Source organism: Actinokineospora bangkokensis (assembly GCF_001940455.1).
Classification (GTDB): Bacteria; Actinomycetota; Actinomycetes; order Mycobacteriales; family Pseudonocardiaceae; genus Actinokineospora; species Actinokineospora bangkokensis.
This window is the reverse complement of record NZ_MKQR01000028.1, coordinates 359,195-375,625: the sequence shown is the minus strand read 5'-3', so window position 1 is coordinate 375,625 and position 16,431 is coordinate 359,195. Positions and strand designations below refer to the sequence as shown.

The 16,431-nt window shown below is 70.8% G+C and carries 9 protein-coding genes; 2 read left to right on the top strand and 7 right to left on the bottom strand.

The features are described 5' to 3' along the window. Positions 1 to 25: 25 nt before the first annotated feature. Genes BJP25_RS28770 through BJP25_RS28755 form a run of 4 tightly spaced genes read right to left on the bottom strand, consistent with a single transcriptional unit; the run spans position 26 to position 8,146 of the window. A complete protein-coding gene (locus BJP25_RS28770; protein ID WP_198943626.1) occupies positions 26 to 1,270 on the bottom strand; it encodes a DUF2399 domain-containing protein in 1,245 nt (414 codons plus the stop codon). Beyond that, a complete protein-coding gene (locus tag BJP25_RS28765; RefSeq protein ID WP_269844592.1) occupies positions 1,267 to 5,430 on the bottom strand; it encodes a TIGR02680 family protein in 4,164 nt (1,387 codons plus the stop codon). The genes BJP25_RS28770 and BJP25_RS28765 overlap by 4 nt, the downstream gene beginning before the upstream one ends. A 41-nt stretch (positions 5,431 to 5,471) precedes the next feature. Next, on the bottom strand, positions 5,472 to 6,617 hold the full coding sequence (locus BJP25_RS28760; protein ID WP_075978132.1) for a DUF2398 family protein: 1,146 nt from the start codon (positions 6,615 to 6,617) through the stop codon (positions 5,472 to 5,474). After that, positions 6,614 to 8,146, bottom strand: coding sequence for a DUF2397 domain-containing protein (locus tag BJP25_RS28755; RefSeq protein ID WP_198943625.1), 1,533 nt, complete (start codon positions 8,144 to 8,146; stop codon positions 6,614 to 6,616). Before BJP25_RS28755 ends, BJP25_RS28760 begins: the two co-directional genes overlap by 4 nt. 382 nt (positions 8,147 to 8,528) lie before the next feature. Between BJP25_RS28755 and BJP25_RS33820 the strand changes: the two genes are divergently transcribed. Continuing rightward, positions 8,529 to 8,894, top strand: a complete 366-nt coding sequence (locus BJP25_RS33820) for a hypothetical protein (RefSeq protein WP_143219362.1) — start codon at positions 8,529 to 8,531, stop codon at positions 8,892 to 8,894. Positions 8,895 to 9,036: 142 nt separating this feature from the next. Here BJP25_RS33820 and BJP25_RS28750 read toward each other — a convergent pair whose 3' ends face one another. The 3 genes from BJP25_RS28750 to BJP25_RS28740 all read right to left on the bottom strand — a co-directional run bounded on the left by BJP25_RS28750 (position 9,037) and on the right by BJP25_RS28740 (position 15,393). Then, positions 9,037 to 9,675 carry a hypothetical protein gene (locus BJP25_RS28750; RefSeq protein ID WP_233158318.1) on the bottom strand — a complete coding sequence of 213 codons (639 nt, stop codon included), beginning with the start codon at positions 9,673 to 9,675 and terminating at the stop codon, positions 9,037 to 9,039. A 50-nt stretch (positions 9,676 to 9,725) separates the two neighbouring features. Then, positions 9,726 to 13,718 (bottom strand): bifunctional nitrate reductase/sulfite reductase flavoprotein subunit alpha, encoded by a 3,993-nt coding sequence (locus tag BJP25_RS28745; RefSeq protein ID WP_198943624.1) that lies wholly within the window; start codon positions 13,716 to 13,718, stop codon positions 9,726 to 9,728. Positions 13,719 to 13,929: 211 nt separating this feature from the next. After that, positions 13,930 to 15,393: an MFS transporter gene (locus BJP25_RS28740; protein WP_075978509.1), complete on the bottom strand. Its 1,464-nt coding sequence runs from the start codon at positions 15,391 to 15,393 to the stop codon at positions 13,930 to 13,932. Positions 15,394 to 15,474: 81 nt separating this feature from the next. On the opposite strand from BJP25_RS28740, the gene BJP25_RS28735 reads away from it, so the two are divergent. Then, positions 15,475 to 16,431 (top strand): Lrp/AsnC family transcriptional regulator, encoded by a 957-nt coding sequence (locus BJP25_RS28735; protein ID WP_075978130.1) that lies wholly within the window; start codon positions 15,475 to 15,477, stop codon positions 16,429 to 16,431.

The window sequence follows — 16,431 nt, the reverse complement described above, 5'->3', positions numbered from 1 at the left end:
CGAGCCCACGCAAATCCTCTCCGTTCTACCGACCCGCGGAGCCTGCTCCGACCGCGAGGTCTGACAGCAGCAGGGTAAGCACCCGCTCCTCATGCACCGGGAGGCGTGCGAGGTCGTAGGCGACGCGCAATCCGGCGACAGCCGCCGCGAGATCCTCGGGGGCGTCGTGGTGGCCGCTCAGGCCGCGCTCCTCGGCATAAGTTCGTGCGTTGAACCGCCACGACAGCGCGTCGGGCGCCACAGAAAGCACTTGGTCTGCGATGGTGAACCCCGCCGGGTCGAAGTCTGCCCGCGCGTGGATCGTGCAACCGGCGATGGCGAGTCCGGCAAGGAGGTCGAGGGCAGCGCCTGAGGCGATCCCATCGGTGCACACCAGTGGTGGACAGGTCAAGCCGAGCGCATCGGCGGCAGCTTCCGCGATCGTGGGGTTCTCACACACGAAGACGTCACTCGCGGAAGCAGTCCAGGAGCCCGTGAGTGAACGAAGCGTCAACCAGACGGGCTCGCCGGGAGCGGCGACGCACAGCCTCGCGGCCGGGGATTCACCGGTCAGCGGGAGGTTCAGCGCCAGCACGCGGGACGACACGCCGTCGCACGCCACCCCCGCAGCGGTCCACGCCGCGCGCCAGGCTCGACCTGCTCGTTGTGGTCGGGGCAGGTCGTGCTCGATCGCCAGGAGACGCGCCACCCCGCGTCCCAGTTGCCGATCTGCATCGAGCGCGTGGGCGTCATGCACGGTGTCCGCGGCAAGTTGGGCGAGCCTTGTCCCGCTGCTCGTGGTGCGCAGTCTGGTGAGCACGGTCGCCACCTGTTCGGCCAAGGTCTGGAGCTGACCTGAGCCCGGCCGAGGCAAGCCGGTGTCGGCCAGCCATCGCTCCGCCACATCTACGGCCACACCCGACTCGATCAGGTGTGTGGCCGCGCGGTCGCGCTCAGCGGTCGCCACGGCTTGGGCACGGCTGCGGTATTCCTTATCGGGTTCGATCTGTTCGCCGTGCAGTACTTCGACGAGTCCGCGGACGGTCAGGTGGTGTTCGGCCAGCTTCACCGCCATGTCCTGGAGACGGACGGGCCTACCGGACAGTTCCCACCGGGTGCCGAGCAGCAGCGCGACTTCCCGACGCTGCTGCGCGGTCAGCGCGAGGCCGGTGAGCGTTCCCGTTTCGGTGCGGTGCCCGCGTCTGGCCCGGGTGTGCACGGCGTCGAGTACCGCTGCGGGTCCTGGGAGGCGTGCCCAGCCCTCGATGCCGGGTGGGATCGTGTTCGTCACTCAGCGTCCATCTCGGCGAACAGGCCATCCGCTGCCATCAGCGCCTCATCCGGGCGTTCGTCGGAGATCGGCAGTGCGACCGCGGTCCAGTCTCCGCCACACCACAGGTATGGAACGGCGTCGACTCCGGGTAGTCCCTTGTGCCTGGCCAGGTCATATACAGCCACCGCCGGGACGGTCGGGTACTTGCACCACTCGTCGTGGGCGGTCAGCATCACGTCCAAGTCGAAGCCCACCGTCAGGCCCATGAACGACGCCTTGATCTCGTCGTCCACGCCGGTCATGGCCTCGTCCAGCCAAACGCAACGCGGAGCGTGCCCACCTGCGGCGTTGTAGGCAACCACCGCGGCTGCGAACAACGGCTGGGACAGCAGCACGACCTTCTCACCGCCGGACTTGGCACCGTGTTTGGCTGCGTCGAACGGCACCCAACGGCTGGTCGAACCCGGACGGTACTGCAGCGAGATCTTCAGCCAGCCGCGGTAGTCCAGCGCGGTGGACAGGTGCTCCCGCCAGTCGGCGGAGCCCTCGGAAGCCGCATCCGCCCTGGCAGCGTCGATCTTGCGGGCGAGGAAGGAGCGCACCGTATCCTGACGTCCGGGTGACAGCTGCTGGTAGCCCTGGGTCAAAGCGTCCACGACGGCGCCCGCGTCCGGGTCAGTGGGGTCGGGTTCCCACTTGAGCTGCACGGCGTTGCCGTGCCGGGTCGGGTGGCTGGTCAATTGCTTGTTGATGTCGGTGAAGGTCCGGGCGGTGTAGTCCAGCCGGTCCTTGAGGTGTTCGATGAACGTGGATCCGAGCAGGGTGGTCAGCACTTGTTGCTGTTCGGAGTCAAAAGCGTTCTCCTGCTCGTGCACCTGGTGGGCGAGCAGGTCAGCAGCGGCTGGAGGGGCCTGCCAGCCAGCCGAGCTGTCGGCCAGGACGACCACGCGCGGGATCGCGCGGTCGTGTTCCGGCTCCTGCACGCGGGCGTCGCGGTCGGGCAGCAGGTCCTGTCGCAGTGCTTCGAGCTTGCTGTAGCAGAGCCTCCAGGCGCGGTCCTCCTCGCCTGGGTCAGGTAGTTCCCGGCGTGCGGCGCGGGTCGACTCGCGCGCGGACTCCACGCTTCGGCGTTCCGGTTCCTCCAGCCCGAGGGGCTGCGCGATGCCCGCGTCGTACACCTCCCACCACACCGACAGCGCGGCATCCCGCCTGCGTTCCGCGCTTTGCCTCCGTTCCTCGTGCCGATCGAGGGTTTCCTCGGCTCGGGTGACCGTGACGAGCGCGGCCGTGAGCCTATTCCCCAGTTCGTCGAGTTTGCGGTCGACCTGCTCCACCAGACGGTCAAGCTCGGCGCGGCGGTTCAACTGCGCGTGGACATCGCTGGTGATTGCCTCTTCCGCGGTGCGCAGGCGGACCTCAGCCTTGCGCTTTCGCCCTCGCAGGTCGTGCAGTTCCGCATCAACGCCGGCAAGCCTGCGATGAGCGGCGGCCAAATCGTTTTGCACGCGTACGAGGGTCACTGTGCGTAGGCCGAGCAGTTCCTTTCGGTGGGCCAGTTCATCCAGGGCCTCATGATATTTCCGCAAAGCCGCGTCGTGGAGCGCCAGGTCGCCCAGTGGGAAGGCGTGCTCGCCCGCATACGCGGAGAAGTCCGCCCAAGCGGTATCCCTGGCAGCTTCGATCGTACGGTGGGCATCCCTGGCCGAGGCCACCTTACGTTCGCTGTCGGCTGCTTGCCGTTCCCTCTCTCGCATGGTGGAGACGGCGTCGGTGACCACGCGCTCTCCCGGAAGCCTCCCTGACTCATCGGCGAGGCGGCGCAGGTCGTCGTCGAGTTTCCCGATCCTGGCCGCGAACGCGCTGGTCGATTCCTCGAGTGCCGCCAGTCGGGTCCGCAGCCGGTCGATCTCCCGCTGCCTGGCGGACTCACGGGCGGTGGCCCCCAGGTAGGAGGCGGGTCGGGCGACCTCGGCGCGTCCGGACACGGTGGCACACCGCCACGTACCGTCCGCCGCCAACCAGGTTCCAGCCCCATTGCCGCGGGGGCGGGAGTCGTGCCAGCCGATCGAGGCGAGCACGGCGTGGATGGCGGTCTCCGTAACACCGCCAGCCGGGGTGGGTTCCAACACCTGCGTCAGGTTCGCGTCAACTGGGATACCACTCGCGCGCACCACCGTGTCCGCTTGTTCCCCGCCTTCCAGAGTGATCAGCTCGCCGTCGGCGCTCAGCCAGGCGTCGAGCACGCCCGCGGCGGCCAAGGTCGCCTCCAGCAGGTCGACCTCATCCATCGACAACTCGTCGACGGGCTGCACGCACCGCCAGAACGGCGCGCCCAGCCCGCTGTCGGGCTCCGGCCGATCGCGACGGCGCCACGAGTCCGGAGGGGTCGGCGGGCGCTCCGTCCGGTCGAGCACCCCGGCCAATTCCGCTGTGACCTGCTCGTGTTCCGCCACGAGCGCCCGGTGCTCGTGGACCAGTGCCGCGCGTCGCGACTTCAGCGTGTCGCGGACCCCCTCGACGTGCCGGGCGACCTCCGCCGCAGGGGAGACGCCTCGCTGTTCGGTCGAAGCGCCCGACGGGTCCACGGCGGTCAACTCGGCCACCAGATCACACCACGACTCGACGGTTCGCTCGTCAGCCTTGGCGAGGACGACGTTCGCGTTCCACTCCCGGAGCTGCCTGCGCAGGGTGTCCACTGCGGTCTCGACCCCATCACGCGCCAGTTCCCGCTGTTCGGCGGCCTCGTTCAGGTCCGACTCCCGGTCGGCCAGCAAGTCGGCCGAACGCGTCGCGTTCGACTCGGCCCGGTCGAACTCCGCACGCAAGCGCTGCAACCGGGTGAAGCGCTCACGGCGTACCGAAAGGTCGGCGCGCAACGCGGGCACGTCACGAGCTGGCAGGTGTCGAGCAGCCGACTGGTGCAGTCCGGCGGGACGCCCGGCTGCCTGGACGCGGCGGGACGCATGAACCACATCCGACTCAGCCTGCTCAGCGGCGGAAGCGGCGGTTGCCTCCGACTCGGCGACCTCCGCCACATCCTCAGCCGCCCTTGCGTGGCGCTCGTCGACTCCCACCAGTTGCTCTGCCAGGGCACCGAGCTGGTCACGAAGCCCCTCGACGCGGCCAGCCGCGCTCACGGCGTCCTGAAATGCCTGGCTGTCCAGCAACTCGCGCAGCTCCGTGCCGAGGTCACCTCGTTGCAATCGCGTCCCGCTGATGTCCTTGTCCAGCTCGTCGGCTTCACCCCGGGCCGTGGTCAACGCGGTTTCCGCAGCCCGACGATCTTTGGTGGTGCGGTCCAGCTCAGTGGTCGCCGCAGCCAGCGCATCGGCGCGGTGACGCACGACGGTGCGCGCCCATGGGCTCCAACCGGTGCGCACGAAGTCCACCAGTCGCACGGCCGCACTGCGGGTTTGCTCCACGGCCGTTCGCAGCTTCTCCAGGTTGTCCCACCCGTCGGCGAGCTGGGTGATCTCCGCGGTCGCGAGCGGTGGCAGGGCTGCACGCAGCGTCTCGGCGAGGCTGGTGGGGTTGAGCCGTTCCCCCAGCTTGGGCTTGCGCAGTTGCTTGAGCAGCTCGGTCAGATTGTCGTAGGCGTCGGAGCCCAGTCCGAACAGCTCCGATGCCACCCTGGCGCGGTATCGCGCGGCGCTGTCGGGCACCGTGACGCCGGGGACCTTCTTGAGCTCTTTCTGGTCGAGCGGCCGGTTGGCCGTGGACAGCTTCAGGTCGCGTCCCGGCCGCAGGTGAGTGATCAGGTGCCACGTGGTCACCGCAGAGGTGCCGCTGCCGCGACGGGCGCTGACACCGAGCCCGCAGACGAAGAACCGCGCCGTGCCGTCGTCGTCGAGCCTGCCAAACTCAGCCCAGGCGTAACCCAGACCGGCATCCGATGGCGGACGGGGGTCATCATCCTCACCCGTGGGCAACAGGTTGAAACGCATGGTGCGGTGGTGAGACCCGAACGGGTCGAGCACGGAGGCGCCGATCTCCCCGCGCAGGAGCATCAAGGTCGTCAGTTCGAGCACTTTCGTCTTGCCCGCTCCATTGCCGCCGCGCAGCACCAGACGGCCGTCGGCGAACCAGAACTCCGCATGGTCGTACTCCCACAGGTTGACGATGCCCACGCGCAAGGGCTGCCAACGGCGGAGACCCGGCTCCGGGAGGCCACCCGTCATGGCTGCCGCCAGCCACCGCTCGCGGTCAGGTGCCGGTCGGGTCACCCTTCACCCTCCTCGTCGAGCCTCGCGTTCACGGCGACCACGCGCGGGTCACGGTAGCGGGCCGCAGCGGCGGTCAAACGCCATCTGTCCGGTACTCCGGTCGGACGCAACAGGTCCAGCGCACCCAGCAGGTCCAGCGCCGTGGATTCCACGGCGTTGCCCACGCGCAAGTCATTGGTCATCGCCTGGGAGTGCCGCTCCCGGACAGCGGCGGCCGCTGAACCCAGCTCGTCGGCTGTGACGACCGAACCCGCACCATACGTCCGCACCAGCTCGTCAAGAACCATCAAGGCAGCGAAGTCGGCGGCACGCAACCGCGGAAACGGCAGGTCCGTGTCTGCCTCATCGGCGGCGATAAGCGCCATCCCTTCCGCCCGTTGCTCAACCACCCAGCCGGTCATCTCAGCGCACCAAGCTAGGACACGGTGCCGCTGACCGGTCAGGTAGAACCGCTCCGCGTCGGTGAGGTCCTCGTACAGGACCACGGGCAATTCGAGCAGCTTGCGCATCAAGCCGATCCGCGCCGCTGCCTCGTGGGGCGCCCCCGCATCGTGCCCTCCGGTGAGTGCGGCGCGCAATGAAGCAGGGTCGACCAGTCGCAACAGCAACTCGCGGCGGACTTCGTAAGCGCCGCCGATCGCATCCCGGCGGTGCGCCCACCCCTCACGTTGATCCTCGTCGTCACGAGCAGTCGGCCGCAACGCCCCCACGGACACCAGCAGGTGGACAGCCTTGACGAACAGGGTGCGCTCGGCGAACCGGTCGGGGTCGTAGTGGGCGAGCTCAACGTCCTCGTGCGCGGAGAGCACCCGGACCCGGTCGGACAGATCCTGGGTGGTGGTGATGTCCTCGGCGTCCTCAGCCCCGGCCGCGGCCAGGATGGCCAGCACGAGCACCCGCCGGGTCGGCGGCCTGAACCGTCGGGGCGCCACGACGGCACCGTCAACAGGGAGCCGGAACAACCGGGCCGCGGAGTCAGTCACCACCAGTCGGTAACCGAGCCGCTGGGCGAACCACTCGCCCAACGTCACGCGGTTTGCCCGCACCAGCGGCCATATCTCGGGGTGGGTACGACGGCCGAGCACCGGCGAGCGGAGCAGAGCGGTGAACGCCCGTTGCCGGTTGGCAGCCTCGCGGTTCACGCAGGCTCCATCTCGAAGTACCAGTTCAAGGTCGTCATGCTGCCACTGCCAGCGTGCAAGCTCATGGTGTCGTGCACCTGCGGTGGTCGGCGCAGCGTGATTCGCCACCGGCCGTCTCCGGTCACCGCGCTCTCCGACCGCGCCCGCCGCACGACGCCGACAAACTCCAACAGCAGGTTCAGTTCGGCGTCGGTGATCTCGCCCCAGTCGGCCAGGTGTGTTCCGGAACGTTGACGCAGCGTCGCCTCTGCGCCGCTGCGGGCGGCTTGGGCCGCGAGCCTGGCCCGACGGGCGGCGCTCTTGCCCGTCGAGTAATCCGGGATCTTGGTCCGCCTGCCGACTGCAGCGCGAGCGCCCTGTTCGCGGAAGCGGGCCGTGACCGGCGCGGGCGGTGCGGTGGTCCAGCTCAAGTCACTGTCATCGGCGGAGTTCGGCGCCATCAGCAGGTGGCGTGCGGAGAACGCACCGACTGCGGTGTCCCAGATCCGCCAGGCGCTCTCTTCGTCGGGAGCGCGTTCGACCGCGACGGCCAAGGCCAGGAGTTCAGCGCGGCGGGTGACCGCGCCACCGGTGTCCAGCAGGAGGTTCATGTTGCGCGCCCACGGAGCGACCAGGTCACGCAGCTGGCGCCGCAGCCTACGGGCCTGGCTATCAGCACCACCGAACCACGAACCAAGGGCCTCCCAGATGTGCTCCCAGCGGCGTGCCTGGGAGGTAACCACCTCGTCGTCCGCATCGGTGTCCAACGCGGCGCGAACGCACGCCCGCCACACGTCAGGTGTCAACAACGGGTCCAGCTCGACCACCAGCTCCGCGATCCGCGGTGTGTGGACATCGACCTGCTCACCCCACATGCCGATGTAAGAGCGCAACGTCTGCCACAGCAGGTCCTGCTTGGCTTGGTCCGGCCCACCTGACAGGGCGTGCGCCAGCGTGCGCTGCCACCCGCGAGCCGCCGTGGCCATCGCTTGGTGCATGGCTCCGACCTGCTGGAACTCCGTCGCCGCATCGGTGTACACCGCCTGGCGAATCGACTCCGCGAAGGCGAGCAGCCGTTCATGGATGGCACGCGGCGCCAGTGTGAGATCACCCGCGGCCTCCTCGGTGTCGTCGACCGACGACCAGAAGACGTGCAGACCGGCTGCTCTCGGGGTGAGCTGGTACCGGTCGCGCCGCCGCAGGAAGTCCTCCCCCGAGCGAGCGGGTTCCTGCCAACGGGTCAAGACCCGCCACTGCACTAACCGCTCCAGCCGCGCGTCAAGGTGCAGAACCCCAGGAGCGAGCAGGCGGTCGACCACCTCGGCCGGTACCTGCTCGGCGAGGCGAACGCGAACACCGGCGGCCACCTCGTCAAAGGACAACCCGGTGAGACTCGTGTCCTGCTCGGCCAGCAGGACGTCGACGATCACCCGGTACTGCGCCGCAAACCGCGAGGTCAGATAGGCCGGAACGAATTCCTGCCCGGGAAGGAGAGCCGACCACGCATCAGCGGGCTCCTCCGTCTCCGGCATCTCGTCGTGATCGATCACGGCCCCAGGGTACGAAGGCAGGGTGCCAAGCCGGGGACAACAGCGACACATCACCCGTTCTGGTGAATCCGTCCCATCGAACGATGGTCTGGACGGGTTAGGCGGCGAGATGTCCCCCACCCCGGAAAGCTCTTGAACGATGACCCCGCGCTCCCCTTCGCACTTGGACGTGCTCGAACGGCGGTTCCTGGCGATGACCGCCGGACCGCACCCGCTCACCCTGACTGCGCGGCACCGGAATGTGGACTGCCGCCGAGGGTGCTTCCGCCGGACGAGGTGCACGTGCTATTGCTGAAGCGCTAAAAGAGCTGGGTGATTAAAGACGCCGTGTAGCAGGAGCCGGTCCGCTGGGCGTAAACGGGAGCCGGAGCCGTGGACGACGGTGGCCGCCATCACGATGGTACCAGGCCTGACACACATCGGCGGCAAGCCTGGTTCCCGGTTCCCCAACAAACGCAACGACCTGGACTCCGTGATCCGTGAGGGCTTCCTCGAAGCGCTCGACGTCGCCGACGCGCGGGCGCGGAAGACGTACGGGCAGCTCCACTGGGCCGCGTTCCGACACGGGCATAAAGCCTGCAAAAGCGAGCGGCGACGCGCCATTGTGCGATCCGAACTCGCCGATGTCGCCGATCTCAGTTCAGCAGGCGGTCACAATTATGCAGGCATAGCAGCACGAACGCGACAACCAATCCCAGGCAACAAAACCACCCAGCGGCAACGTAAAGCCCCGGACTCGTCGAGTTGAACCCCATCGACGGGACACTGGAGGCGCGGCGATTCACACACAAGTCCTGGGCGACCAGGTCGGCGGCGGCCTGGGTCATGTCGCGCTGTCACGAAGAAGATTAATTCATGAATAAGCCTTATCCTGCCGGGGAACCTTGCGGTCATAGCCCCAGCGTTGCAGCAACGTGGTTCACCAGCTCATCTTCGCCGAGTGATCCGTGCACGTCGACGAACGGCAGGCCGAGGCCCTCCACTTCACGACGCAGGCGTTCGGTGAACAAGTGGTCACGTTTGAGGAGATTGCATTGTGCGGTGCGGGGGTCGCTCGTCGCGTTGGGGATGTCCCACATCGTCCCGCGGTTGTCGAAGGCGGCGGACCGGAATTCTGGGGTGGGAAGCAGCCACACCGCTTGCCCCGGGTCGATGAGAAGCGGCCGAACGAGGTGTGGGAGCAGGCGGAAGCCCTCCGCGATGACGCCACCCGGCTTGGCCGCCGTGGTCAGCAGGTCCTCGACCACCAGGTCGAAGCATTCGCCGCGGAACCAGTGGAAGGAGTCCACCATGGCCTCCGGCGTCTGCCCCAACCACCGCTCGTCCATGGACATCTCCAGGAACCGGGTCAGCTGTGGCGCGCTTTCCGGGGTGCTCCGCCGTGCGTGGTCGAGCATGGCGTCGTCGGTTGCGTAGATCCGCAGGCCGTGGCGGGCGGCGAGGTGGCGGGCGATGGTCGACTTCCCCGCCCCGCTGCCGCCGCCGATCCACTTGACGTGACGGAGCCGCTGTTGGACGTCTGGCCGCACCGCCCCAGTCATAGCCCCCAGTCATAGCACAGGGTGGTGGCGGTAGCGGGTCAGTAGACGTCGCGGAGGTAGCGCTTTTCGGTGGTGAGGCGCTTTACGTAGGCTTCGGCTTCCTGGGGGTCGAGGTGGGCTTGGTGGGTGATGATCTCCTTGAGGGTGCGGTCGACGTCCTTGGCCATTCTGGTGGCGTCGCCGCAGATGTAGAGGTGGGCTCCGCTCTCCAGCCAGGAGTAGAGGGTGGGGGCCTGTTCTCGCATGCGGTCCTGGACGTAGACCTTGGTGCGCTGGTCGCGGGAGAAGGCGGTGTCGAGGCGGGTGAGGGTGCCGGTGGTGCGGTGGGCGGTGAGCTCGTCCTCGTAGTAGAAGTCGGTGGCCCGCTGCTGCTCGCCGAAGAAGAGCCAGTTGGGGGCGTGGTCGCCGCGGGCCCTGCGGTGGTCGAGGAAGGCCTTGAAGGGGGCGATGCCGGTGCCGGGGCCGACCATGATGGCGGGGGTGGCGGGGTCGGCGGGGGGCTTGAAGTGGGGGGTGCGCTGGATGAAGAGGGGGACCTCCAGGCCCGGCTCGGCGTCGGCCAGGTAGGCCGAGCAGACGCCGGTGCGGGGGCGGGTGGCGCCGTAGCGGATGACCGAGACGGTGAGGCTGACGCGGGTGGGGTCGGTCAGGGGGCTCGACGAGATGGAGTACTGGCGGGGTTGCAGGCGCTTGAAGGCCGACACCCACTCCTGGGCCGTGGCGCGCAGCGGGTAGGCCGCGGCGACGTCGACGGCTTGGCGGCCCCAGGACCACTTGGCCAGCGCGTCGCGGTCGTCCTGGCGCAGCAGGATGGCCAGGTCGCGGTCGTGGGTGCGCTCGGCGAGGAAGCGCACGAGGCCGGGGGTGACCTTGGCGATCTCCAGGTGCCTGGCCAGGGCCTCGGCGAACGCGACCTCGCCCACGGAGGCCACCTCCACGGTCTCCGCGCCGGTGAGGCCGGTGACCGCCAGCCACTCCTCGACCAGGGCGGGGTGGTTGTCCGGCCACACGCCCAGGGCGTCGCCCACGTCGTAGGCCAGGTCGGTGCCGGAGAGGTCGAAGGTGAACTGGCGGACCTCCTTGGCGGCGCCGGGCAGGCTCAGCAGGCGGTTGCCGACGAGCGGGGCGAGCCGCACGCCGGGCTTGGCGCGGCCCGCGGGTTCCGGGGCGCGCTCGGTGGTCCTGGCCGGTGCGGACGGGCCCGCGAGCGCCGCGACCACCTGGTCGAGCCACTGGCGGGCCGGGCCCTCGTAGTCCGGTTCGCAGTCGACGCGCGGGGCCAGGCGGCGGGCGCCCAGCTCGTCGAGGCGGGCGTCGAGGCGCTTGCCGTGGCCGCAGAAGTCGTCGTAGTTGGAGTCGCCGAGGGCGAGCACGGCGTAGCGGACGCCCTCCAGGGAGTCCACGGTGGACAGCTCGCTCCAGAAGCCGGTGCCGTTGTCCGGGGCGTCGCCGTCGCCGAAGGTGCTGCTGACGAAGAGCAGGTCGACCTCGCTCGGCAGGGCCGACGGGCTGATGTCGGCCATGCACACGAGCTTGGTCGAGTGGCCCGCGCCCGCCAGCGCCGCCGCGACCGAGCCCGCGAACTCCTCGGCGTTGCCGGTTTGCGAGGCCCACAGCACGAGCACTTCACGCGTCCCGGCCCCCGCCGCCGCGCGGGAGAACAGCCCCGCCAGCAGGCCGTTGACCCACTGGCTCTGCGCGGGGGACAGCGGCGAGCCCGCGGGCAGCACGGGCACGCCCGGCGCGCTCCCCGCGGTCTGCACGCCCTGCAGGAACGCCGCGAGGTAGGTCCTCTCCGCCTCGCCCAGCACCGGCGGTTCGACCCCGCCCACGCCGAACCGCGCCGCCAGCGCGTCGGACGGCTCGGCGGGGGCGGTGGTGGCTGTGGCGGCTGTGGCGGCTGTGGCGGCTGTGGCGATCTTGGTCAGCGCCACCGCGCACACCTTCAGCTCCGGCTGGAACGACAGCGGGTCCACCGCGTCGTTGGTGACGGCGTTGACGCTCAGGTACTCCCCGAACAGGTCGTTCCAGTGGAACGGCGCGAACACGCACCCCGGCCGGACCCGGTCGGTCACCACCGCGGGCAGCACGGCCCGGCCGCGGCGGGAGGCGACCTCCACGGTGTCGCCGTCCACGATGGACAGCGCGCGGGCGTCGGCGGGGTTCACCTCGACGAACGGGCCCGGGTTGAGCTTGGTGAGCTTGGCGATCTTGCCCGTCTTGGTCAGGGTGTGCCACTGGTGCTGGAGCCTGCCGGTGTTGAGCGCGAACGGGTAGTCCTCGTCGGGCATCTCCGCGGGCGGCATGTGCGGGCGGGCGAAGAACTGCGCCTTGCCGCTGGGGGTGGGGAAGCGCAGGCCGTCGCCCTCGCGGTAGCGGATGGGGTTGCGCGGGCCGCTGCCGGGCGGGGCGGGCCACTGCACCGGGGTCTCGCGCAGCCGCTCGTAGGTCACCCCGCGCAGGTCGTAGCCGGTGACCGGGTTGTGGAACTGCTTGATCTCGTCGAACACCTCCTCGGCGCTGCCGTAGGTGAACGCGTCGGCGAAGCCCAGCTCGCAGGCCACCCCGGCGATGAGCCGCCAGTCCGGCAGGGCCTCGCCGGGCGGCTCGACGGCGGCGGGCACCAGGGTCAGCGTGCGCTCGGAGTTGATCATCACGCCCTCGCCCTCCGCCCACATCGCCGCGGGCAGCACCACGTCGGCGTAGGCGTTGGTCTCGGTCGCGGCGAACACGTCCTGGGTGATGACCAGCTCGGCGCGCTCCAGGCCCGCCAGCACGGTCTTGCGGTTGGCCACCGAGCCCACCGGGTTGGTGCAGATGACCCAGCAGGCCTTGACCTCGCCCGCGGCCATCCGCTCGAACAGGTCGACCGTCCCGGCCCCGGCGTCGGTGCGCAGGGTGCCCTCGGGCAGCCCCCACACCCGTTCGGTGAACGCCCGGTCGGCGGGGGCGAGCACGCTGCGCTGCCCCGGCAGCCCCGGTCCCATGTAGCCCATCTCCCGGCCGCCCATGGCGTTGGGCTGGCCGGTGAGGGAGAACGGGCCGCTGCCCGGTCGGCAGATGGCCCCGGTGGCCAGGTGCAGGTTGACCAGGGCGTTGGTGTTCCAGGTGCCGTGCGTGGACTGGTTGAGGCCCATGGTCCAGCAGCTCATCCACTCCCCCGCGGCGCCGATCAGCTCGGCGGCCGCGCGCAGGTCCGCGGCGGGCACACCGGTGATCTCCGCGACGGCCTCGGGGGTGTAGTCGGCGAGGAACCCCGGCATCGCGTCCCAGCCCTCGGTCCACTCGTCGACGAAGGCCCGGTCGACGTGCCCGCCCGCCACGAGCAGGTGCAGCAGGCCGTTGAGCAGGGCGAGGTCGGTGCCGGGGCGCAGCTGGAGGAACAGGTCGGCCTTCTCCGCGGTGGCGGTGCGCCGGGGGTCGACGACGATGAGCTTGGCGCCCGCCTTGACCCGGTCCATCATGCGCAGGAACAGGATGGGGTGGCAGTCGGCCATGTTGGCGCCGGTGACGAGGAAGACGTCCGCGCGGTCGAAGTCCTCATAGGACCCGGGTGGGCCGTCGGCGCCCAGGGAGAGCTTGTAGCCGGTGCCCGCGCTGGCCATGCACAGCCGGGAGTTCGACTCGATCTGGTTGGTGCCGAGGAAGCCCTTGGCCAGCTTGTTCGCCAGGTACTGCGCCTCCAGCGTCATCTGCCCGGAGACGTAGAGCGCCACCGCGTCCGGCCCGTGCTCGTCGAGGATCGCCCGCAGCCGGGCGGCGACGTCGCGGATGGCCTGGTCGACGGGGGTGGGCACGGGTTCGGCGCCCCGGTCGGGGCGGACCAGGGCGGTGCCCAGCCGGTCGCCCGCGGCGAGCAGGTCCGCGCTGGTGGCGCCCTTGGTGCACAGGCGACCGCCGTTGGTGGGGTGGGCCTTGTCCCCGCTGGCCTTGAGTGCGGTGCGCCGCCCGTCGGGCCCGATGCCGACGTCCAGCAGGACGCCGCACCCGACACCGCAGTAGGAGCACACCGTGCGCACGGTCGTCGACACACGCCCTCCTCGGTCACCGGCCGCTGACGGCGAAGCTAGGGAGCGCGCGTTACGGCGGCGTGTCCGCGGTCCCGAAGGCGCGTTACGGAGCGCTCCTGCCGCGGGCGGGCCCGTTGTGCGCGACTGAGGCGCCGTTCACACCGGGCTGGCGGTCAGCGACGCGGTGGACCAGTCCCCGGACGCCGCCGACCCGGGCGAGGGCGCTGCGCCGTCACGGCCGGGCGGGGGCGGGCGCGGCGGGGCCGTGGGCGCGGGTGGCGGGGCGGACCAGCCACAGCACGAGCAGCCCGCCGACCACGCCCGCGGCGGCGGCCACCAGGTAGCCGTCGCGCAGGCCCGCGGCGACGGCCTCGCGCACCACGTCGGTGCGGGGCGCCTGCCCGGCGGCGATGGCACCCGCCAGGCCGTCGTCGTCGACGCGGCCCTGCACGGTCTGCTTGAACACCAGCCCCAGCACGGCCACGCCCAGCGCGTACCCGAGCTGGCGGGCGGTGTTGAGCGCGCCCGCCACCATCCCGCCCAGCTGCGGCGGCGCGGCGGACATCGCGGCCGAGGTGAGGGTCGGGATCGCCAACCCGACGCCGACCCCGGTGACGGCCAGCCCCGGCACCAGCACCCACGCGGTCGAGTCGCGGTCGACCAGCGCCTGCAGGGCCGCGCCGACCCCGACGAGCACCATGCCCGCCCCGACCACCCACCGCGGCGAGACGTCCTGCAGCGCCCTGCCCGCCAGCGCGGACACCAGGAACGAGCAGATGGCCAGGGGCAGCATCGCCACGCCCGCCGCCACCGGGGTCAGCCCGAGGACGCCCTGCAACCACACCGACGTGTAGGCCAGCACGGCGAACGCGGCGGCCATGAGCAGCAGGCCCGCGGTGATGGTGGCGCTGAACGACGCCGAGCGGAACAGGCCCAGGTCCAGCAGCGGGTGCTCGGCCCGGCGCTCGACGGCGAGGAACACAGCGAACGCCACCGCGGCGGTGGCGAGGAACCCCAGCGTGGCGGGCGCGGTCCAGCCGCTGTCGCCCGCGCGGATCAGCGCGTAGGTGAGCGCCCCGGCGAACACGCCGAAGGAGACCACCCCCGGCACGTCGACGCGCACGCCGGGCCTGCGGGTCTCCTGGGTGACGGCCAGCGCGAGGGCGAGGGTGACCACCGAGACCGGCAGGTTCACCAGGAAGATCCACTCCCAGCCCGCGTGCTCGGTGAGCAGCCCGCCGACCAGCGGGCCCAGCGCGGACGCGGCGCCGTTGGTGGCGCCCCAGATGCCGAAGGCCACGCCCCGGTCGCGGCCGGTGTAGGTGGCGTTGAGCATGGCGGTGGTGGTGGCGAACATGAGCGCGCCGCCGATGCCCTGCAGGCCGCGGGCGGTGATGAGCACGGCCGCCGAGGGGGCCAGGCCGCAGGCCAGCGAGCCGAGCGCGAACAGCACCAGGCCCGCGGCGTAGGCGCGGCGGCGGCCGATGATGTCGCCCACCGAGCCCGCCGCGAGCAGCAGGGCGGCCAGGGCCAGGGCGTAGACGTCGAGCACCCACTGCAGGGCGCTGAACGAGGCGTGCAGGTCGGCGGCGATCTGCGGCAGCGCGACGGTCACGATCGTCACGTCCAGCAGGAGCATGAAGGAACCGAGGCAGATGGCCACGAGCGGCCACCACCGGGAACGCGTGGAGGGCATGGTCACAGGGTGGGGTCCCGGTGGGTGAAACCGCGCCTCACAGGGCCATGATGGGAGCATCCGACGCGAACGGGGGCCGCAGTGGTGGATATCGACGCGCTTGACGTGCGCATCGTGCACGCCCTGAGCATCGACGGCCGGGCGCCGTTCGCCCGGGTCGGGGAGGTGCTGGGCGTCTCCGACCGCACGGTGGCCCGCCGCTACGCCCGGCTGCGCGAGGGCGGGGTGCTGCGGGTGGTCGGGGCCGTCGACGCCGCCCGGCTCGGCGGCGCGCGCTGGTTGATCCGCCTGCACTGCCAGCCGGGGAGCGCGCTGGAGGTGGCCGCGGCGCTGGCGCGGCGCGAGGACACCCGGTGGGTGCACCTGCTGTCGGCGGGCACCGAGATCAGCGCGAGCTTGCAGTCCTGGTCACCGCAGGAGCGCGACGACCTGCTGCTCCAGCGGTTGCAGAACACCGCCCCGGTGGTGTCGGTGACCGCGCACAACGTGCTCCAGGTCTACGGCGGCGGGCCGGACGTCTTCGGCGGGTTCCGGGTGCTCGACGAGGCCCAGGTGGCCGCCCTGCGCCCGCGGCTGGCCGCGGCGCCCGCCACCGACTTCGCCGACGCCGACCGCCCCCTGCTGCGCGAGCTGTCCCGCGACGGCCGCGCCCCCTACCCGGTGCTGGCCAGGGCGGCGGGCTGGTCGGAGTCCACCGCGGCGCGCCGGGTGGAGGCGCTGCGCGCGGGCGGGCTGGTGTTCTTCGACGTGGACGTGGACGCCGCGGGGCTGGGCTACCACGCCAACTGCCAGCTGTGGGCGGCCGTGCCGCCGTCGCTGCTGGAGGAGACCGGCCGCGAGCTCGCGGCGCACCCGGAGGTCGTGTTCTGCGCGGCCACCACCGGCCCGCGCAACCTGGTGGCCTCCGTCGTCTGCCGCGACACCGGCGACCTCTACCGCTACCTGACCCGGCGCATCGGCGCGCTGGCGCACGTGCGGGAGGTGGAGATGAGCCCGATCATCCGCACCGTGAAGCGCGCGGGCACCGTGCACCCGTAG